At 39.7% G+C, this 21127-nt stretch carries 16 protein-coding genes; 12 read left to right on the top strand and 4 right to left on the bottom strand.

Going from position 1 to position 21127, the window contains the following annotated elements; translation table 11 throughout:
- Positions 1–1083 precede the first annotated feature (1083 nt).
- Positions 1084–4611: a WD40 domain-containing protein gene (locus NPUN_RS10560; RefSeq protein WP_012408722.1), complete on the top strand. Its 3528-nt coding sequence runs from the start codon at positions 1084–1086 to the stop codon at positions 4609–4611.
- Positions 4612–5075: 464 nt separating this feature from the next.
- Here the strand turns inward: NPUN_RS10560 and NPUN_RS10555 are convergent, their stop codons facing one another.
- The 4 genes from NPUN_RS10555 to NPUN_RS10540 all read right to left on the bottom strand — a co-directional run bounded on the left by NPUN_RS10555 (position 5076) and on the right by NPUN_RS10540 (position 10096).
- Positions 5076–5828, bottom strand: coding sequence for an SDR family oxidoreductase (locus NPUN_RS10555; protein ID WP_012408721.1), 753 nt, complete (start codon positions 5826–5828; stop codon positions 5076–5078).
- A 41-nt stretch (positions 5829–5869) separates the two neighbouring features.
- Positions 5870–6847: an SGNH/GDSL hydrolase family protein gene (locus NPUN_RS10550; RefSeq protein ID WP_012408720.1), complete on the bottom strand. Its 978-nt coding sequence runs from the start codon at positions 6845–6847 to the stop codon at positions 5870–5872.
- A gap of 102 nt (positions 6848–6949) precedes the next feature.
- On the bottom strand, positions 6950–8089 hold the full coding sequence (locus NPUN_RS10545; protein WP_012408719.1) for a 3-oxoacyl-ACP synthase III family protein: 1140 nt from the start codon (positions 8087–8089) through the stop codon (positions 6950–6952).
- Between the two features lie 195 nt (positions 8090–8284).
- Complete coding sequence (locus NPUN_RS10540; RefSeq protein ID WP_012408718.1) at positions 8285–10096, bottom strand: ScyA-related TPP-binding enzyme; 1812 nt, start codon at positions 10094–10096, stop codon at positions 8285–8287.
- Between the two features lie 1541 nt (positions 10097–11637).
- On the opposite strand from NPUN_RS10540, the gene NPUN_RS10535 reads away from it, so the two are divergent.
- The 11 genes from NPUN_RS10535 (at position 11638) to NPUN_RS10490 (ending at position 21030) form a co-directional block, all read left to right on the top strand.
- Positions 11638–11904 carry a Mo-dependent nitrogenase C-terminal domain-containing protein gene (locus tag NPUN_RS10535; RefSeq protein ID WP_012408717.1) on the top strand — a complete coding sequence of 89 codons (267 nt, stop codon included), beginning with the start codon at positions 11638–11640 and terminating at the stop codon, positions 11902–11904.
- A 75-nt stretch (positions 11905–11979) separates the two neighbouring features.
- The gene (locus NPUN_RS44060; RefSeq protein ID WP_272913960.1) at positions 11980–12102 is read left to right on the top strand and encodes a hypothetical protein; all 123 of its coding nucleotides are present in this window, start codon (positions 11980–11982) and stop codon (positions 12100–12102) included.
- Positions 12103–12507: 405 nt separating this feature from the next.
- Positions 12508–12846: a hypothetical protein gene (locus tag NPUN_RS10530; protein WP_012408716.1), complete on the top strand. Its 339-nt coding sequence runs from the start codon at positions 12508–12510 to the stop codon at positions 12844–12846.
- Positions 12847–13287: 441 nt separating this feature from the next.
- Positions 13288–14061 (top strand): response regulator transcription factor, encoded by a 774-nt coding sequence (locus tag NPUN_RS10525; RefSeq protein WP_234711071.1) that lies wholly within the window; start codon positions 13288–13290, stop codon positions 14059–14061.
- Positions 14062–14224: 163 nt separating this feature from the next.
- Positions 14225–14665, top strand: a complete 441-nt coding sequence (locus NPUN_RS37470) for an acyl carrier protein (RefSeq protein WP_012408714.1) — start codon at positions 14225–14227, stop codon at positions 14663–14665.
- Between the two features lie 77 nt (positions 14666–14742).
- Positions 14743–15498 (top strand): 4'-phosphopantetheinyl transferase family protein, encoded by a 756-nt coding sequence (locus tag NPUN_RS10515; protein ID WP_012408713.1) that lies wholly within the window; start codon positions 14743–14745, stop codon positions 15496–15498.
- 261 nt (positions 15499–15759) lie between these two features.
- A complete protein-coding gene (locus NPUN_RS10510; RefSeq protein ID WP_012408712.1) occupies positions 15760–16794 on the top strand; it encodes a 3-oxoacyl-ACP synthase III family protein in 1035 nt (344 codons plus the stop codon).
- Between the two features lie 10 nt (positions 16795–16804).
- Entirely contained in the window at positions 16805–18721 is a 1917-nt protein-coding gene (locus NPUN_RS10505) for an HAD-IIIC family phosphatase (RefSeq protein WP_012408711.1), read from the top strand.
- Positions 18714–18935: an acyl carrier protein gene (locus tag NPUN_RS10500; RefSeq protein WP_012408710.1), complete on the top strand. Its 222-nt coding sequence runs from the start codon at positions 18714–18716 to the stop codon at positions 18933–18935. The genes NPUN_RS10505 and NPUN_RS10500 overlap by 8 nt, the downstream gene beginning before the upstream one ends.
- A 19-nt stretch (positions 18936–18954) precedes the next feature.
- A complete protein-coding gene (locus NPUN_RS10495; protein WP_012408709.1) occupies positions 18955–19716 on the top strand; it encodes a 2-oxo acid dehydrogenase subunit E2 in 762 nt (253 codons plus the stop codon).
- A 93-nt stretch (positions 19717–19809) separates the two neighbouring features.
- Entirely contained in the window at positions 19810–21030 is a 1221-nt protein-coding gene (locus tag NPUN_RS10490; RefSeq protein ID WP_012408708.1) for an FAD-dependent oxidoreductase, read from the top strand.
- Positions 21031–21127 lie beyond the last annotated feature (97 nt).

The following is a 21127-nucleotide window of genomic DNA, read 5'->3' as shown; positions in this document are numbered from 1 at the left end:
CAGTTAAGCATTTCTTTATTCTCTCAGTGCCGCGCCAGTTGCTTCTCCCAAGGGGAGACGCTGCGCGAACAAGTCGGGGAACCCGCCCAACGCACTGGCTTCTCTGCGTCTCTGTGGTAGCCTCCGGCAAGCCGCTCCGGGTCTACAAAAATTGACTTTGACAAAGAGTTTTAGCCTTAACCCAAGGTTATTGGTGTAGATAATTGGTCTTTCAAGACGCGATAAATCACCGTCTCTACATGAGCGATAAATTGCGTTTCTACATGAGGGTTTTGGGCTTATCTGAACTGTATTGGGTATGGGGCATTGGGCATTGCAAAAGGCTTACTGCAACTTCCTCTCTGCCACTCCCCACTCTCCATTAGGGACTGACAAAAAAATAACCAATCGCTGTGTAAGCAGGGGAGCAGGGAGCAGGGGGAGTAAGAAAAATATAATCTGAATAAATTGGATAATTTATTTTCTGGAAGTCCCTTACCTCATGTGTGAGACAGACTATTTATATTTATATAAAAAATTATTGAATATTTAAGTTTTTTAAATAATTTTTGTACAATACAACAAAAGGACTTGAGTCCTTACCTCAGTTGCTATACTCCATACGGAGACTTTTAGTTTCTATGTTTTGACCAGGAAAACTTTTAATTCAAACCTTTACCTTTTGGCCTCTTTTTCTTAACCAAAAATTATTCATTTATCGTCAATGATGACAAGCAATCGTTGCAAAAGAACCTTAAATAAGAATTCAGGAGTCAGAATTCAGGAGTCAGAATGAAATTAGTTGGGGATTTAGACCCGCAACTTGTTGACCACCAATTTTTCAATTTGGTAGGTGACTTAAACCCGTTTATTCATCTGCCAGCGATGCACTGAGCCTGTCGTACCCCTCCGGGGAAGCAAGCTACGCGGAGCGTCTCGTAGAGAAGTGTCGTACAGAATTCATACTGAATTCTGACTCCTGACTCCTGAATTCTGTTCTGTTAAATTCACTTGCAGTTACAAATCTCAAGAGCGCTAGATTTATAGTGAGTCATGTATCAGTAATTACAAGTTACTTGTTTTACATCTATCAGGTTAGTAGCTATGACGCAGGTTCAAAAGCAAAAACGCAAGCGCGGTCTTATTCTTACACTGGAAGGATTACAAAAGCTTCAATCTGGTAAAATTGCCCTTGAAGACAGAGAAAATTACGGAAATAGATATACCCTTGAAGATTTAAGTGAACGCGTAAAAGTAAATACTGTTACAGTTTCTAAGGTATTATCTCGTGGGGAAGGAGTTGATAAAAAGACACTTGAGCTTTTTTTTCAAGCTTTCAATTTAGAGTTAGATAAAGCTGATTTTACAAATTCAGACAAATCTCGACATTTAGATTGGGGAGAAGCAATTGGTGGATCGGTTTTTTATGGACGCACAGAAGAAATAGCCACATTAGAGCAATGGATTTTAAAAGAACGCTGTCAGATAGTGGCAATTTTAGGTATGGGGGGGATTGGGAAAACTTCTCTCTCTGTCAAGCTTGTAGAACAAATTAAGGAGAATTTTGAGTACATTATTTGGCGATCGCTACAAGATGCTCCTCCACTCAATACGCTTTTAGCTAGCTTAATCCAATTTCTTTCTGATGAACGGGAAACAGAAGCAATTCTCCCAGAAAGCACAGCTCCAAGACTAACACGACTGCTACATTATCTGCGAGAGCATCGCTGTTTATTAATACTAGATAATATGGAGTCGATTTTACGCAGCGGTAGTCGGGCCGGACTTTATCGAGATGGATACGAAGGATATAGCGAACTTCTAAAACGATTAGGAGAAACGGAACAACAAAGCTGTTTAATCCTAACAAGTAGGGAAAAACCGAAAGAAGTTGCATCTATGGAAGGAGGTGGTTTATGTGTTCGTTCATTTCTGCTCAAAGGTCTTTTGGCAAATGACGGACAAGAAATTTTAAAAATAAAAGGAATATCAGCTTCAGATGATGAACTAAGAACATTAGTTGCACGTTATGGAGGCAATGCGTTAGCTTTAAAAGTAGTTGCGACAACTATTCAAGATTTATTTGGTGGTAATGTTTCGGAATTTTTAAAACAAGATGCAGTTGTTTTCGGTGATATTTGGGATATTTTAGAACAGCAGTTTGAACGTTTATCAAATTTAGAAAAAGAAATAATGTATTGGCTGGCAATTAATCATGAGCCAGTTTCACTTTCGGAATTACAAAAAGATATTATATCAGCATTAACATTCCAAAAGTTCTTGGAGGTTTTGGAATCTTTGGTGAGGCGCTCTCTAGTTGAAAAAAGCGAAGCACTATTCACTCTCCAGCCTGTAGTTATGGAATATGTGATTAATCGCTTAGTAGAGCAAGTTTGTCAAGAAATTAGCACTCATAATATCGAGATTTTCCGATGCCATGCTTTAGTCAAGGCAACGACAAAAGACTATGTAAGAGAAAGTCAAATTCACCTGATCCTAAAACCAGTCATCGAAGGGCTTTTTGCCATCTTTAGAAGCCAAAGAACTCTGGAAAATCATCTAATTCAAATTCTCACAACCCTAAGAGAAACATCACCTCTAGAACAAAGTTATACAGCTGGAAATATTATTAATCTGCTTTGTTATTTGGGAACTGACCTTAGTGGTAGTGATTTTTCTCATCTAACTATTTGGCAAGCAGATTTGCGGAATGTAAATTTGCAAAATGCTAGTTTTGTAAATGCTAATTTAGCTAAATGTGTTTTTGCAGAAACCATTGGCGGTATTCATGCAGTGGCATTTAGTCCTGATGGCAAACTATTAGCTACAGGAGATACTAATGGTGAGGTTCGCCTGTATCAAGTTGCTGATGGAAAACAACTGTTCATTTGCAAAGGACACACAGGTTTTATCTGGCCTGTAACTTTTAGCCCCGATGGTCATCTCCTTGCTAGTGGCAGTGATGACCAAACAGTGAAGTTGTGGGATACTAGCACTGGGCAATGCCTTGCCACCTTCCAGGGTCATAGTGCTGGAATCTGGTCAGTTTCCTTCAGTTCCGATGGTCAGACACTAGCAAGTAGTAGTGAAGACACAACGGTGAAATTGTGGGATACTAGCACTGGGCAATGTATTCAGACTCTCCAGGGACACAGTAGCCGAGTCTGGTCAGTAGCCTTTAGTCCTGATGGTACAATCCTTGCTAGCGGAAATGATGATTCCTCCATCAGACTGTGGGATATTAGTACTAGTCAATGCATCAAAACTTTGGTGGGACACACCCATAGGGTACAGTCAGTTGCTTTCAGTCCAGATGGTGATAAGCTAATTAGTGGTTGTCATGACCGAACGGTAAGGCTATGGGATATTAACACTAGTGAATGTCTTTATACTTTCCAGAGTCATACTGATTTGGTGAATTCAGTTGCTTTTAGTTCAGATGGCGATCGCCTAGCAAGTGGCAGTGATGACCAAACAGTAAAACTATGGGATGTTAACACTGGTCTTTGTCTCAAAACTCTCAAGGGGCATGGCAGTCGGGTATGGTCAGTTGCCTTTAGTCCTGATGGTAAAATGCTCGCCAGTGGCAGTGATGACCAAACAGTGAGGCTGTGGGATGTTAATACTGGTGGATGTCTCAAGACCTTACAAGGTTATTGTAATGGCATCTGGTCGGTGACCTTCAGTTCCAATGGTCAAATTCTTGCAAGTGGCAATAACGACCAAACAGTGAAACTTTGGGATACTAGCACTGGTCTTTGCTTAAAAACTTTGCGGGGACATAGTAATCGCGTCACATCAGTTTCCCTCAGCCAAGACGGGAACCTCCTTGCTAGTGGCAGTGAGGATCAAACTGTGAAACTGTGGAATGCCAACACAGGTCAGTGTCTCAAAACCTTGGGCGGACATAGTAATCGGATTATCTCAGTTGCCTTTAGTCCTGATGGTAAAATCCTAGCAACTGGCAGTGATGACCAAAGTATAAAACTGTGGGATGTCAACACAGGTAAATGTCTGAAAACCTTGCAAGGGCACACTCAGCGGATTTGGTCAGTTGCTTTCAGTCCCGATGGTCAGACACTAGCCAGTGGTTGCCATGACCAAACAGTAAGGTTGTGGGATGTCTGCATTGGTAGTTGCATTCAAGTTCTGGAAGGTCATACTGACTGGATCTGGTCAGTCGTTTTTAGTCCTGATGGTATGACTTTAGCAAGTAGCAGCGGAGATCAAACAGTGAAACTGTGGGATATCAGCACAGGTAAGTGTCTGAGAACCTTGCAGGGGCATACTAATTGCGTATACTCATCTGCCATCAGTATAGATGGTTGCATTTTAGCCAGTGGTAGCGGAGATCAAACAATCAAGCTGTGGGATTTAAGCACCAATAAAGAAATAAAAACTTTGTCAGGACATAACAAGTGGGTTTGGTCGGTTGCGTTTAATCCTCAAGGTAAGATTTTGGCTAGTGGTAGCGAAGATGAGACGATTAGACTTTGGGATATAGAAACAGGTGAGTGCCTAAAAACTCTCAGATGCGAAAGACCTTATGAAGGAATGAATATTACTGGCGTGACTGATTTAACTGAAGCGACTATTGCAACTTTAAAAGTTTTAGGGGCGTGTAATTTTTAGCGATCGTACAGATTAGAGCAATTTTCATGTAATTTAACCAGTAGAAAGCAATACGCTTGGGTTAAGGGCTAATGGCAAAAATTTTGGGTTTTCGAGACGGCGATAAATCGCCGTCTCTACAAGTGTTTGGGTCTTATCTGAACTGTATTGGGTTACTTGCAGGCGCTCAATAGGAACGTTATGCTCAGAGGAAACTTGAGAAACTGCTTTATCAAGTAAAGGTTATGTCACAATTAGGGACTTGCATGAAAATAAAGTACCAGTAAACCGAGTTTCGACTGCGCTCAACTCTCGATGGCTGAGGGTTGAGCGCAGCGATGTACTGAGCGCAGTCGAAGTGTCGAAACCCGTCTGGTTGGGATACTATTAACCCGCAGATCCCTTAGTGTTTGCGAGGGAAAATAGCGATCGCACCTGGGAAATGCTAGCACTGAAAGCTCTGTCCAGAAGTGGGTTGCGGTGCTTTACTGAGCGGTATATCCTCCATCAACCATCATGTTGTGCCCGACGAGAAATGAAGAACCATCCGAACATAACCAGACTACACTTTCAGCCACCTCTTCAGGCTTGGCAATGCGTCCGATGGGATGCATTGCTGTGAGTTGAGCAAGTACATCTGTAGGTAACGTAGCTAGCATATCAGTGGCGATCGCACCAGGACTGACAACATTAATCCGGATACCTGCTTTGGCATACTCCATAGCTGCGGCTCTGCTTAAAGCGATGACCCCACCTTTAGTAGCACAGTAGCCAGTAAAACCAGGGAAACCGACCACACCAGCGGCGGAAGCGATATTGACGATCGCCCCACTTCCCTGTTTGAGCATTGCCCTGATTTGGTACTTCAAACAAAGCCAGGTTCCTTTCAAATTTACGTCAACCAGTTGATCCCAGTCTTTTTCCGACATATCCGCGATCGGGCTGGCTGCACCCCCAAGTCCGGCATTGTTGCAAGCACAGTCTAAACGACCATAAATATCTATGGTTTTCTCAATTAGTGTCTCTACATCAGCAGCCTTTGACACATCAGTTTTGATGAAAATAGCTTCTCCTCCAATTTCTTGGATGTAGTGCGCGGTTTCTTCTCCCTCGGTGGTGCGGCGGCTAGCAGCCACAACTTTGGCTCCAGCGCGGGCAAATGCGATCGCCGTAGCTTTACCTATACCTGATGAAGCGCCAGTCACCAAGGCAACTTTTCCATACAATTGGCTACTCATGCGCATACTCCTTTGTTTTTGATTAGTTTGTTTTGCACTGACTAATAGCTATGACGTTTTCGTAGCGAAATCACACATAAAGCAGCAAATATCAATACTCCTAACACATTAGAAGATTCAGGGACAGAGGCCGACTTCAATGCTAAAAATGCTAATTCTCCAATTAGCTGATGAGTAGCAGTTGTTGGATGCACTTCATCCCAGAATAAAAACTGGTCTGGATTACATACAACTGGCTTCACCAGAACCTCAATGGGCACGACCGATAAATCTCCGATGCAAGAGTCGGTGACATTTGTAAAACCGAATTCTTCGGGAGTAGCAATGATGCGATTATATAAAGAATTAACATCGAGAGGAATAATATTAGTCTCAGGACTTAGTTCCTGGTTTAACAAATTAATAGTCTTCGTTAAATCAGAGTTATGTACATTTGTGAAAGTGCTTAGTGCGCTTGCTGTTTGACTATTGTCACCTGTAACTGGAAACTTTCCTAAATCTGGTAAATTAACTACCAAAATATTTTCAGCGCCCACACCAGCCAGGGAGGTTATTGCTGAGGATAAATTGCTGACAGATTCTGTTGGGTTAGGAGTATTACCATAAAAGTACTCCAAATAATCATTAGTACCAGCCCAAATGATATAAAGCGCGTTCGGATTAGCAGAGTTATTTGTTGTTGTAAAATCATTAATTTCTTGTTTTAATCCTGGTAGGAAACTTAGTCCTAAATTATCGGTTCCTGTAGTTGCACCACCGAAGGCGAAGTTGTTGTTCGGATTGAAAGTTAACCCTAACTCAGAGGCGAGATATTCCACCCAAATTGGGCCATTGGAAAAACGTCCATTAAAGTAGGTCGGGTTTGGGGGAATAGCTCCATTTGTGAAATTAAATACATTACCCGTATCCGATAAGCTGTCACCAAAGACATAAATATCGTCATAATTTTGTGCCGAAGCTTTGAGTGGAAACATCAAAGACAACAAAAAGAAACCTGTCGCCAAAAATTGTTTTTTCATAAGGGAATGAGGAATAGGGAATAGGAAAAGTATTAATTGCTTCTTGCCTTTTGCGTTAGGTGTAAACCGGATTTCTTACGCAATCAAATATGAGTCCTATATTTAGCAAACAACTAAGCTACGATCTAAGGAACTTTTCAGTATTATTTCAGGTTGGTGGAGATTTGGAACAGAACCTAATGCTACATCGCCCCAACGCATGACACTTGCAGAGGCGGCACCTGCTGCACCCAAACCATAAATAAGAACTAAGTCATTTTCGTGAATCTTGCCCAGTTGTGCAGCATAGTACAGATTGGCTATGGTGATTACTGGACCAATGTTTGCATACTCAGAGTAAAGATTGATTGTCCGCTCTGGGTCAATGCCTAGTACGCGTGTGCAGAAGCTTGCTGACCAAGCAGTGGATGTATTGAAAATAAAAAAGTCAATTTCCTCAAGTTTGACATTGGCTGCCGCCAGTGCGCCTTCACAACAAGTACGCAGTTGCCCTACAGCCGTTTCGCGGATGGCTTTATTTGCGCCTTTGCCCATCCGCATGTGTATGTGTGGATTACCCTGGTCATCCTCGGTGAGTTTGGCAAAAAAGCTATTACATAAAGCAGCAGTATGAATGGTCTTTGTGCCAAGGATGCCTTGATTTGGTGCGAGTGAACTGACTACGCAAGCTCCAGCACCATCACTCATGAACCATGACAGGGTATCGTCTTCATCGAAAAAACGAGAGTATGCACATGAAATGACCACTAGTACATTGCGATACTCTCCGGCTCGGACTAAGGCAAAGGCAGTTTGTAGTGCAACTGGGGTTACGCCACAGGCTGCATCAAGATTCCACGCAGCACCTTCTAAGCCAAGTTTACCAGCGAGAAAAGCAGCATCGCCAAATCCAATTTGTTCAGGCCAAACTGAGGCGACGAGCATGAGATCGATTTCTTTGAGAGTCAGTTTTGCTGCGTCCAGAGCTTCACGAGCTGCACGCTCTTGCAGCATGAGTGAGGATTCATCTGGTGCTAGTACCCATCGGTGGACAGTGCCGCGAAAAGGGTCTTTGATATAGGGCAACATTTCTGAGTCAAACTCGTTGCTGGGGGTAGAGCCAGCAAGGGAAAACAATCTTGCTAAACTTTTTTGCTCGGACTGAGCGATCGCTTCGGGATACTTATTTGTATAGTAATCGTTTGTACGCTTGATGCTTGGCAAGCTCAATGCTAGCGATCTAATGCCTACTGGGTAATTCACTATGATATCTCCTTGAATTTTGGGGTTGCTGATTATATGGAATAACGTAAACACGTTCGCGTAGCGTCTCGTAGAGAAGTGGCTTGCCGCAGGCTACCGCAGAGGCGCAGAGGACACGAAGAAATGAGAGTTGGAAAGATATTTGGCGTAAGTCCTAGTCACAAATCTCAAGTCATTCTGCAAGTATGCAATGCTCTAATTTTTAGCGCCTTGTGACATCAAACTAAAAATACGAGTTCCAATCGGTGCCAATCTAGTATGGTCGATAAGTACATCAATAACGAATGGACTAGTAGAAGCCATTGCTATCTCTAATGCTGCTTGGATATCAGACTCTTTTTCAACACGGATGCCGTCGGCTCCCATGCTGCGGGCAAGCATGACGAAATCTGTCTGTGGTATTTCTACATCCATGCTCTCGTAACCCTGCATTTGGGAACCTTGTTCGCACATGTTGTAGCGTGCATCATTGAGGACAATCCAAACCGCAGGTATCTGATACCTCACGGCTGTGCTGACTTCATTGTTCATCAGCATGGCACCATCTCCAACGATCGCGATCGCTTTACCTTGATGTGTTAAAGCTGCACCCACAACGCTAGTAACGAAGTGACCCATAGCCCCAAATCCAGTGCTGACCCGGAAACGTCCCGGTTTGCTAAATCGCAGTAGGTTAATTGCCCAAGCAAATGAATTGCCTCCTTCAGCCATGACGATGGCATCGCTACCTTCAACAATCACTCGTTGCATGAGATTCATCAGTACTTCAGGCCGCACCGGACTATTTGTGCTGGCATTGATTACACTCCTTTCAGGTCTAGGCAAAGACTGTTTTTTTGCCCGATTTTGCCGCTTCGGAAAGCGCTTGAGTAAGGCTTTGACAAACATTTTCACGTCAGACTGAATAGCGATCGTCTCGCTAGATGGGTAAGCGGTTCCTGGCACATCTGGATTGATGTCAACATGCAAAAATCCCCGCAAAGGGATCATCGCGGGGTTCCAAAATGAGGTAAATTCACCAAGACGTGTTCCGAGTACTAATGTCCTTAGAGGACGGTGTTCTTGCATATATCTCAGAACTGATTCATGTCCAGCAAAACCCGTGATCCCCACAAATTGAGGATGATCCTCTGGAAAAATACCTTTCCCACGTGGTGAACACATCACCCCTGCCCCTGTCCTCTCAGCTAGCTGGCGAATCTCAGCCGCTGCAAACCGCGCACCAAAGCCAACCCAGATGGCAAATGGCCCTTCCGAAAGTAAGTGTCCACATTCTGAGATGGCTTCGTCACTGGCTGTTGGTGCAGCAAAAGAGAGTGTGACTGGTGGCAAAGATTTCTCGACTGAATTGGTTTGGATGTTAGTGGGGATACTCAAGTGTGCTACAAAGCCATCGGGTCGGGCTAAACCTTTGGCTAGCCTTCGATAGACTTCTGGAAGTTCCTCACTACATTCGAGAGTAGTTGCGTAATGGAAGAGGGAATCCGAGGTAAAAAGTCCGGCACTGGGCATGGTGTAGGTGCTGGTTTCTTGAAGTGCCCAACGTCCTCGCTGTGGTGCAGAGGTAGAAGCCGACAGAAAAATTACTTTGGCATCTTCCCAGCGTGCAGCTAATAATCCAGTCAGGGCATTGGTGATCCCCGGCCCTGATGTCGTAAACACTACAACCGGGCGACCACTCGCAAAATAGGCTTCGGTGGCTGCAAAGGCTGCTCCGGCTTCGTGACGAAAGTGCAGTAACTTAATTGAACTATGTTGTAGTTTGTACCATACAGGAGCGATCGCACCTCCGGAAACACCAAACGCATATTCCACTCCCAAGTCTTCTAGCATTTTCACAATTGCAGAAGCAACTGAAATCGACTCTGAGTCTTGATTATTGAAAGCAAATGTATCCAACGACGTACTTGCTTGGATGTCTGCAATCAATGAGTTACTTTCCGGGAAAGAAACGAAAGCCTTCGATGGATACTTTAATTGTGTAGTTGCCTCTGATAATACCAACATATTTTGCTCCAAATATTGATGTGTGGGAGGATTTACAGGACAATGTGTTGAACTCATAATACTGGGTATATTTTGGTGTCTACATTAACTTAAGGATAAATCTGAACATGAATTTGACCTAGTCATAGTGTCTGCAAAAGAATGGATTAATAATGCTTGCAACTGGTTGAATCGTATGCTTTACGTCATCATTTTATAGGGATTTTCACTCCAGAAAATGTTTTATTTATTACTTTATATAGATTAATCAACTGAATCTGATTTGGCAAAAAGGACTCAAGTCCTTTTATAGAGAAAATTAAAAAGTGCTTAGGTCTTTTTTTATTTAACATCCATCCGAAAACCTTAATCAGCCACTCATAGTTTTAGATTGCAACTTTAAAAGTATACTCACATGAAATTTTAAAGTTGCCAACAGTCGGTTAGACGATTTTCCTAAGATCGAGTCTTGATGTAGAAACTGAAAACTCTAAAAAGAGTAAATTGTAGAGGTAAAAGCTTAGTTTTGTCTTGTTAAAAGACTATGTAATTATCCATCAGCTTGGTTAGATTATACACGAACAATTGACAAAAAAGTTTCTTCGCTCATTATAATTTGCTACTCAATGTATTTTATCTAACTCAAGCTAAATTTACAAAAATGTTTCCTTCAAGGTTAAGAATTAGTTACCTTAACATTAAGGACAAAAATGAAAAGTTATACATCCATAAAATAGCACAGTTTTGATTAATATAGCTGAGGTATTTACTTACATAAGCTAATCGATAACCACTAGTAAAGATACCAAATATTACTTAAATTAACAAATTTTAACATAAAGTACCTTTTTTTATGAATTGTATGAAACTCCAAAGCAAAAGGCTTCAAAGCAGTAAAAGTCATGAGTGTACAGTTGTGAGTAAATAATTGAGTATCCCTACTGATTACTCAGAACTTGGAACTCAGGAGAACTTTCGTTTTGCTAAAATTCAGTTTCGCTACTTAACGAAATTTTGTCGATTAAAAATCACTAACTTAAACAGCAACTTAAGGTAATCCTGCAAAAAAAGTGGAGATAATTGCAAGCTACACTACCTTAAAATAAGTTATTTTAATCTCTAAAAACCTTGCTGGCATTGAAGATAAGGTTATTTAAAGTGAGATTTAGCGATACAAAAACATGAGATGACAGGCTAAGAAGAGCAATTATTTATTCTGATGTTAAACTATGCTTAACCCAATATCAATGGAAAATATTTCGGAAAAATAGGAATTTATTTGGGGCATGGGGTATTGCTGAATGACGAATGACAAATGACCAATAGCAAATGACCAATGACCAATGACATCCGATCCACCTTTAAATTGCTGCTTAACTTATAGATATTGACTGGTTAAAATTTTTGAGAATTGGCAAACTGACAAGTAATCAGGTTTGAGTAAAGTTTAGCAGAGCAAGAGCGATCGCAGACTTGATATCTATATATCTCTTCTTGCATCCCCTGTGGTAACCGGAACTGCTCAGGGATGATGTGAACTCTGTAATTTGAGGGAACTCACTATGAATGTACACAAATTGGATATACTACAAATAGTACAACAAAAGCTAGATACTATCGAAATTCATAATACTGCATTGGCGCAATTGTTATGCCGAGTCATTCCATCTACTTGTCCATTTGAACGCAACATCAACTTATTTGGCTATCTGATTATGTACATTCCACCTTTGTGTAAGCTCAACCCGCTGTACAACCAGTTGATTGAGTTGCGTTTTCGTGCTTCATGTTACCTCGCCCAGCACCACGAGAATGCATCTAAATTGTAAATCCCTATTTTGATTCCGTAAAAACGGAAGCACGTAACTTGGCTTGATGCCTAGTACCGTAAGGCGGAATTCAAAATGACGCTCGCGGACTCGCTAACAAAATTAATACGCCGTAAGCATTTCGTTGATTTAGAATGGGTGGTTTATTTACACCGTGCTGTACTAGATACATCTCCCGGATTTCTCACCAGTTCATAGAGTCTACTGCCTGTTTAAATCTCTATGTTTACCCTCTTCTACAATTGTCTCCTTGAATGACCGATTAAAATTTGCATAATTGTGAATCTTTTCCAATGTTCTAAAATAATTAGATAAATTAATTTTTTCTGGACAAGATGACTTATTCCTTTGACGTACCTACTCAAATGTTAGTTACTCTTCAACATATATAGTTCTTTGTCTAAGGATTTTCTGGGTGGAAAAGCAGTAAATCAAGCAGTGCTTTCAAGAAAAATGTTTAATTTAAAATTTTCAAAATATATACTAATATTCACTGAAAAAATATTTTAAATATAATATCAGACTATATAATATTTTTAAGAAAAAAAGTAAACCTCAGTTTTCATTTTTTAGATAAAAATGGGATTAAAATTATAAATTTGTATGATAGTGCTTCGAGACGAAATGGAAGAATTTACAGTAGTTAAGGGCAATATACCAAAACAACTAAAAATTCAATTCAAAGTTTTCTGCGTGCAGAAAAACGTAGAGATGAGTGAAATATTAGAAACTTTAATTCACCAATGGATACAAATAGGCGCACCAATTCCTGAAATAACTAATAACTTGGTTATAGAAGAATTAGAAGAGATTAAAGGGTACGTCCCAAAAAATCTAAAGTATCAGTTCAAAGTTCTCTGTAAGCAGAAACAAGTAACGATGCGATCGGTTTTATATGCACTCATAACAGAGTGGGTAGAGATGGGCGGTTCTATAGAATAAAGGTTTTTAGTTATAGTAATTTTCAAATAAACAAAATCCTTCTAGGGGCGCACAACTGTGCGCCCCTAATGTCTAACTCGTTCAAATGAGAATCCCCATAATCGATTCTGAATTCTTCTTTAAGTCAAGTTGCGATCGCTAAGTTATTGGCTAACATTCTTTAAAAGTTAAGCCATTTGGATATCTAATCAGCTTCAACTAGTAGAAAAACAGTTAATCATTAAGTTGATCCTTAAATTTTAGATATTTACTGGTGTAAATCTTTAAGAGCTGGCAATCTATAAATAACAAGGTTTGCGAATGAATGTAGCTGCTGTAGCAGATAAGCTTTTACACGCTTCGTCATCGCTCTTTTGAAAAAAGATTGAGAGATGCTAGATGTATTCGCTTTGTTTACAACTAACTACTGAAAAGTATCTTAGTAAATCATTAGCAGGAGAAATGATGAACAATATATTAGTGATTGAAGATGAGACACAAACCCGCAACCTTTTTGTCAATTCTCTAAAATCTAAAGGTTTTGATACTATTGGTGCAGAGAATGGCATGGTTGGTGTCCAGCGTGCAGAGGAATATTCACCGGATTTAGTACTTTGCAATGTTTCGATGCCAGAACTTGATGGTTATGGTGTTCTGAGTAGACTACGCCAAAATCCTGTGACAGCGATTATTCCTTTTATTTTTCTGACTGTTAAACTTAGCAAAGCCGAACTACGTAAAGGCATGAATTTAGGTGCAGATGATTATCTGACTAAACCTTGTTCAGTAGAAGAATTAGTAGGAGCGATCGCTGCTCGATTAGAAAAGCAAAAAATTCTTAAACAGTGGTATCTTAATCAGCGGCAATCACCTAAAGAATCAGAATCTACCGACACTACAAATTTTTATCCTACTAGCTCTAAACTTAGTAGAGTCTTCCAATTTATTGAAGAGAATTATCATCAACAAATCAGCCTTTCTGATGTTGCTCAAGCAGCAGGATACTCTAATGCTTACTTGACACATTTAGTCAAGCGTCAAACTAAGCGAACAGTACACGATTGGATTGTTGAGCGCCGGATGACACAAGCCCGCTCTTTGCTGCTCAATAGCGATGAATCCATCAATCAAATTGCTACTAAAGTTGGATATCTAGATGCAGGTTATTTCATCCGCTTATTTCGCCAGATTCATAAGCGTCCTCCAAAAGAATGGAGAAATGCATCTATCTCATAAGTATCTATTAAGGATTTTGGTGCTAGTTTAAAACATCTAAATCTATCTAGATGGTAGATTACTAATAAAACAAAACAATTCATTCCAACTGTATTGTTTTTTTATCCATAACATCTGAAAGTTAAAAGGATATTTTTCAATTATGAAAGGAGTAGAAACAAAAATGACATTTACAACCAATGCTTTCAGGAATACTGAATTAATGCAATTTTTCACAGATAATCATAATGCACTACTTGAGTGGATACAAAATTTTGGTAATACGAAGAGTAGCGAAAAATTTTCATACAAGAAAAATCCTCAAGTGCAACTTGGATCTGCTTATCGTCAAGCATTGCCTTTTCATAAACTATTTCAAACAGAGGAAGTTATTCAAGGCTGGTTAGTTTTCTATCTTTCTAAACTGCTGTTAGTAAATCATAGCGAAATCAACATTAATCTGCCTTTTGAATACTACGGCATAACTTCTTTAGAAGCGTTACGTCTGATACATGCCATAGAAGTTTGGCTTGGTTGTCGCCTTTCTATAGAGGTGGTGTATGAGTATCCTACAGTTCAAGTGTTAGCCCAACATTTAGCCCAGGAAGTTGAGTGTGTCCGCTAAATTATTTCAGCGAACTAAGACCAGTATGAGACAAAGACTGAAACTACATTCCTATAGAACCACCAGGGCTACTTTTTATGATCGCTGTTGATACTGTTGATTGTCTGTGGCGTCCTCCACCAACAAACTGGTCAGTCTTAGGCGAAGATGTTCATGTTTGGTGTACTTTCCTTAATCAATCAACATCTCGTGTTGAGACCTTAGCAGAATTACTTTCACAAGACGAACGTACCCGATCTGAGCGTTTTTATTTGGAGCGAGATAAAAAGCGTTACATTGTTGGACGCGGGTTACTTCGGACAATTTTAGGCTCTTACTTAGGCACTAATGCCAGCCAATTGCAGTTTTGTTATGGCTCACACGGTAAACCAGTTTTAGCAGAAACATCTGGTGGGAATACATTGAGCTTTAATCTATCTCACTCCCATGAACTTGTTTTGTATGCCGTTACGCGTCAACGAGAAATTGGTGTGGATATTGAATATATGCGCCCTATTTCTGATTTTGAACAAGTTGCTGAACGTTGTTTTTCCGATAGAGAAAAAGATGTCTTTCGTAAACTGCCTCAGGATGAAAAATTAGGAGCATTTTTTAACTGTTGGACTCGGAAAGAAGCTTATCTAAAAGCAACTGGACAGGGACTAGTTTTTCCGATGGATCAATTAGATGTTTCGTTATCACAGAATGAGCCAGTTCAACTTTACAGCATTAATGGCGATCGCTCCACTGTCATCCGTTGGTCTCTCCAAGCATTTATCCCTGCTTTGAGCTATGTAGGTGCCCTGGCTGTAGAAGGACGTGATTGGCATCTTAAATGCTGGCAATGGGAGTAAAGGGACATGGGGACGCAAAGACGCGGGGACACGGAGAATAGGATAACTAACTCCTAATTCCCAACTCCCAACTTCTAAAACCTTATATACATCCCTAATTAGCGAAAGATTTTCCCTTGTATCTAAATCTCACATCCTTTACATTTCTACATATCGCAACACAATCTTACTTAGTTCGCTCTCTTTTCTTTCTCTGCACCTATGTATGAGATAAGAAAGTAAAAAACAGACTTTCAACTTTATCACCAATTAGAGTAGATTATGACAGACGCAAAATGCACAGTTACTATCGCTGGGCTAGGCACTTTTTTACCAGGTAAACCAGTTGAAAACAAACAACTTGCAGAAATATTCAATATAAATAAAGATTGGATTGAGGTCTTTATTGGTAGTAAAAGACGGTATTTTGCCGTTGACCTTGTTACCCAAGAAACAACCCATACATTAGCAGAAATATGCGCTCATGCTGCTAAAGAGGCAATTCAAAATTCTGGTTATTCAATCCAAGATATTGAATTTATAGTTATGGCAACAGGCACTCCAGATTTTCTCATGCCTGCTACAGTGAACTTGGTTGCAGAAAAACTAGGAATCAACTTAGTCCCAACATATCAGCTACAATCTGGATGCAGTGGCGCAGTTCAGTGCTTAGATGTCGCCCAGCAATTTTTACTTAGTGGTAGCTACAAAGTTGGTTTAGTAATTGGCGGTGATATTTGCTCTAGATTTGCAGATTTTAACCGTGACTTTAATAATATGCCGTCAGGTGAACTAGTAAATTATGTTTTGTTTGGTGATGGTGCTGGTGCAGCAGTTTTGACAAGCGAAGAGAACAAAACAGGTTTTACAATCGAATACGTGCTGAACCAACTAACAGGTTTAGACAAAGAACCAGGTCAAATACTCAATTGGTTTGCTGTACCTCCAGCAGGTGATACAAAACTTCCACAAGCTGTTAAAGAAGACTATAAAGCTATAGAAAAGGCAGTCCCGGTTTTGGCGAAAGAAATATTGGAATCTCTCATGGATGCAGTGGAATGGGAGTTACATGATATTGATTTTATATTGCCTCCTCAACTTTCAGGAAATATGAGCAAACGCATTGTTGAGTTCATGGATATTCCTGTAGAGAAAGCAGTACATTGCGTTACAGAAACCGGAAATGTAGCTAATGCTTTACCTTTCATTCAGCTGCAAAATTTGGAGTCAATTATGCATCAAGGGCAACGAGCTTTTTGCATTACAGTCGAATCATCCAAATGGATTAAAGGTGGTTTAGCACTATCAAGAGTGTAAGGAATCAATCATGGTTACTATCAATTCAAATACCATTAATAATGTTATCCAAGAAATTCGTGAACTCAAACGCTCAAAGCAAATAGAAGCTGAATTTTCTAGAGTATCTCATCTTCTCAAGGATGTAGAAACAACTGAAGAAATAGCACAAGTAGGTCAGATTTTGAAAAATCTTGACTACTCGGAAATTGCAACCAGATATCCTGACGTTAAAAAAGTCAATATTGCTTTGACTGGTAATTTTGTTCTCAATCCTATCCAACCTTTTTTGAATTACTTTCACCTGCGTGACAATATATTCCCTAATACTTATATTGCAGACTATGGGCAATATGTCTATGAAATTATTGATGTTAATAGCGCGCTGTATGAACACCAACCAGAAATCACAGTTTGTCTACTTGACGAACATTTGATATTTAATGAATTAGTGACTCCCTGGCGATTATTAGATATTCAGCATATTTTACAAGAGAAGTTGCAACATCTAGAAAAGCTTGTAAATCAATATGTTAATACAAGTTCAGGATTGTTGATTTTAAACACAATTCCTCTCTCACTCAACCGAACTAACCAACTTCTAGATTACAAATCGAAAGCATATTTAAGTAGTCTCTGGAAAGAATTTAACGCTAGTCTCCTCAAGTTATCTAATCAATTCAAAAGTTTAATTGTTCTAGATATTGAGCCTTTTTTAGCAAATGCTACCGGACTATCAGATGACCGTCTAAGTCAATATGCCAAGATATACATGACGGAATCGTTATTATCCAATTATGCTTTTGAGATTAGTAAAATTAGTCGAGTTATCAAAGGAAAAACCCGAAAATGTTTGGTTCTTGACTTAGATAATACTCTCTGGAAAGGTATTCTTGGCGATGATGGTAATGAAGGAATTGAAGTTAGCGATACCTTAGTTGGAGAAGCATATCATCAATTTCAACTTGTTATCAAACAACTTGCAGACCAAGGTATAGTTCTTGCCATTAATAGTAAAAATGACATAGAAAAAGTTAAAGATGTTTTGCAGAATCATCCTAAAATGGTTTTACGAGAAGATGATTTTGTCAACATCTGCGCCAACTGGTCTCCAAAACATGAAAACCTGAAAGAAATTTCTCAATCGCTGAACTTGGGTTTAGATAGTTTTGTCTTTGTTGATGATAGTGAATTTGAACGCAATCTTGTACGTTCCAAACAGCCAAATGTTACGGTGCTGGAACTTGAAGAAGACCCAGCAAGCTACACCAAAACTTTGCTTACAGGAGGTTGGTTCAATACTCTTGAAATCACCAAAGAAGATTACAGCCGGACTCAAAAATATAAAACTGAGGTTAAACGCCAAGAATTTCTCGGAAATTTTGATTCCATAGATGATTACTTGAATGAACTGGAACTGAAAGTGAAGTTGTTCGCACCCCAACAAGCAGATATTGTGCGAATTTCTCAACTCACTTTACGCACCAATCAGTTCAATATGACTACTAAGCGCTATCAAGAGGGAGAAATTAATCAACTTCTTGATGATTCATCTATCACAATTATTGGAATTGAGTCTCAAGACCGGTTTGGAGACAATGGAATTGTTGGCTGTATCTTTACTCGCCAACCTATCGACAAGGAACGCGAACTTTACATAGATAATTTTCTACTGAGTTGTCGGGTTTTCTCACGAGGGATTGAAACAATTAGCCTAGAACATATTTTACAGCAGGCTAAAGAAGCAAAAATTGAAAAGGTTTACGCAGAGTATATTCCATCTTCCAAAAATCAGAAAGTCCATGATTTTTATAAAAAGCAAGGCTTTGAACTTGTTGAAGAAACTCCTCAGAGAGTACTTTATCTTCGCTCATTGACAGACAATATTGCTCTTTCTGTTAAGCATATCAATTTATCTTCTGACTACAGGAGTTTTACTCGTGAATAACGTTACAGATTTGGTTTATCTCATTCAAGACGTACTAGAATTACCGATTGCCGAACAAGATATTAATACTCCTTTTGATCAATTAGGAGGCTGGGATTCTCTTGGTCTATTGCGTTTGATTACTTCGATTGAAATCCGCACAGGTAAGAAAGTCTCTGTTTTATCTATGCTGCAAGCACGTAATATCAAAGACATTTACGAGTCTATTCAGTAAGCAAGAATATTCAACCTTTATGATTAACATTCTGCCTTTTCCCAATGAACGGAAACATACCTTTGCTTTTTTAAACTATGCCAGAGCTTGCAGTCCTGTTTTTATAGATACAGATGTAGACATGACGAAAATTCTCAATTTACGAGAAGGTTCGGCTACACTGGCACAAACTAAATTGAGCATCATCACTTATTTTATCTATGCGGCTGCACGAGTTCTCTCTAAATATCCAGAAGCTAATAGCAGTCTTTTAGGGGGATTATTACCGAAGTTAGCGCAGTCTGATACTGTAAGCGCAAAGTTTGCTTTGGACAAAAAAATAGGTGAGCAGCGTGTAGTTCTTCCTGGTTTAATTCCTCATGCTAACCAAATTTCTTTACAAGGAATTCAAAACACCATTGATTATTACAAATTAAATGATTTTGATAATATTCAGGAATACGCTGCTCTGAAAAAGTTACAAAAACTTCCTTTGTTCTTAGCAGAATTGATATTTGGTTTGATTCTTGCCGATTTAAAAAGACGGAGAAGCCGCCTGGGTACATTCTCGGTTTCTTCACTCGGCCACAAATCAATTAACAGCTTTTTTTCGGTAGGAGGAACTACACTCACTTTTGGATTGGGACAAATTCAATCGCAGGCTGTTGTACAAAAGGAGGAAATTAAAATTGCTCCTGTGATGCGTTTGAGTATGACTTTTGACCATCGGGTAATTGATGGTGCGATGGCGGCAGATATTTTGAGCGATATTAGAGAATCGCTGGAAAAGTTTTGCGAATGAATTGGGTGAGGAAATCTCACGCAAAGGCGCAAAGGTAGAAAGAAGAAGTTACAAACGGATTTAATTGCAAATTTCACCAAAAGAGTAATTATCATGAGAACGATTGATACTGATGTGTGCATTGTTGGCGGCGGACCGTCTGGTTTGACTTTGGCTTTGGAGTTGGTTAGAAGAAATCTGAATGTTGTTGTCTTGGAGCAAGCAAAAGCTTATACGCGCTCTTTTCGAGGTGAATCAATTTCGCCGGATTCTGTTTATATTCTTGATAAGCTGGGAATTATGGAGGGTTTTGGTGAACATGATGTTCTCTATACTCGTCAGTTGGAGTTGTTTGAAAATAATCAGAGAGTTTTACATATCAATTTGAGTGATTTCAAATATGATTTTAAATATCCTATTGATGTGCCGCAACCTGTCATGTTGGAGGCGTTAATTCAGAAAGCTTCGCAATACGAAGGATTCACGATTTTGCGTGGTGCTAATTGTACGGAATTAATTGAGGATGGAGAAGCTATTGTTGGTGTGAAGTGTAAAACTGAAGATGATCAGTTAACAATTAATGCTCACCTAACAGTGGGTTCTGATGGACGTTATAGCAAAACTCGTGACATGGCGAAGTGCAAATATGTTAAGCGGATGTTGGAGAGAGACTTTATGTGGTTTAAAGTCCCCATTCCAGAACATTGGAAACAAAAACTATCTTATCGTGTGAAGATTGACCGCGATAGTCATGCAGTAGTTATCCCCAGTTATCCTAATTTATTGCGGGTAGGTTTTAATATTCCGAAGGGAGGAATACAAAAAATTAAGGCGCAAGGAATTCAATATTTACATGAGAAAATTGCTCAAATTGAACCTGATTTAGCTGAGGGTGCGAAGAAGTCGATAACAAGTTGGTCGGATACGACTATCTTAGACATTTTCATGACTGTTGTTCCGCAGTGGTATCGGGAAGGATTTGTATTAATTGGAGATGCTGCACATACTTTATCTCCTATTCTTGGTCAAGGTGTGAATCATGCTATTTTTGACGCTGTTACGTTGGCTCCATTTGTGGCGAAAGCTTTGACAGAAAATCCTGGTTCTCCGGTGAAGGCTAGTGTTTTGAAGGAGTTTCAAGCAATTCGAGAAAAAGATTTGCGTCCGATACGGAATATGCAGCTTCGTCAGGAGAAAATGTTGACTCTTTCTACTAATTTGACAGTTTCTCTGCGGACAATTTTTTACAGATTGTTTAATTCTAGCGGTTGGCTGAAGGCGAAAATGTGGCAGCCTGTATATTACAAGCATCAGGCTAGGGATTTCGTAGGTTAGTTTAGATAGCAATCCTATTCGATTTGTGGAAATAACTTTTTTAACGAACCGCATTCGCGTAGCGTCTCGCAGAGAAGGGCGCAAAGGGCGCGAAGGG

Origin of the sequence: Nostoc punctiforme PCC 73102, from assembly GCF_000020025.1 — a bacterium.
GTDB classification, from domain to species: Bacteria; Cyanobacteriota; Cyanobacteriia; order Cyanobacteriales; family Nostocaceae; genus Nostoc; species Nostoc punctiforme.
This window is presented reverse-complemented; position numbering and strand designations above follow the sequence as displayed.

Bases quoted from the DNA above. Each gene is read 5' to 3' on its own strand.
- NPUN_RS10560 (WP_012408722.1), top strand. From the start codon at position 1,084: ATGACGCAGGTTCAAAAGCAAAAACGCAAGCGCGGTCTTATTCTTACA.
- NPUN_RS10555 (WP_012408721.1), bottom strand. From the start codon at position 5,828: ATGAGTAGCCAATTGTATGGAAAAGTTGCCTTGGTGACTGGCGCTTCA.
- NPUN_RS10550 (WP_012408720.1), bottom strand. From the start codon at position 6,847: ATGAAAAAACAATTTTTGGCGACAGGTTTCTTTTTGTTGTCTTTGATG.
- NPUN_RS10540 (WP_012408718.1), bottom strand. From the start codon at position 10,096: ATGTTGGTATTATCAGAGGCAACTACACAATTAAAGTATCCATCGAAG.
- NPUN_RS10535 (WP_012408717.1), top strand. From the start codon at position 11,638: ATGAATGTACACAAATTGGATATACTACAAATAGTACAACAAAAGCTA.
- NPUN_RS44060 (WP_272913960.1), top strand. From the start codon at position 11,980: ATGACGCTCGCGGACTCGCTAACAAAATTAATACGCCGTAAGCATTTC.
- NPUN_RS10530 (WP_012408716.1), top strand. From the start codon at position 12,508: ATGATAGTGCTTCGAGACGAAATGGAAGAATTTACAGTAGTTAAGGGC.
- NPUN_RS10525 (WP_234711071.1), top strand. From the start codon at position 13,288: ATGATGAACAATATATTAGTGATTGAAGATGAGACACAAACCCGCAAC.
- NPUN_RS37470 (WP_012408714.1), top strand. From the start codon at position 14,225: ATGACATTTACAACCAATGCTTTCAGGAATACTGAATTAATGCAATTT.
- NPUN_RS10515 (WP_012408713.1), top strand. From the start codon at position 14,743: ATGATCGCTGTTGATACTGTTGATTGTCTGTGGCGTCCTCCACCAACA.
- NPUN_RS10510 (WP_012408712.1), top strand. From the start codon at position 15,760: ATGACAGACGCAAAATGCACAGTTACTATCGCTGGGCTAGGCACTTTT.
- NPUN_RS10505 (WP_012408711.1), top strand. From the start codon at position 16,805: ATGGTTACTATCAATTCAAATACCATTAATAATGTTATCCAAGAAATT.
- NPUN_RS10495 (WP_012408709.1), top strand. From the start codon at position 18,955: ATGATTAACATTCTGCCTTTTCCCAATGAACGGAAACATACCTTTGCT.
- NPUN_RS10490 (WP_012408708.1), top strand. From the start codon at position 19,810: ATGAGAACGATTGATACTGATGTGTGCATTGTTGGCGGCGGACCGTCT.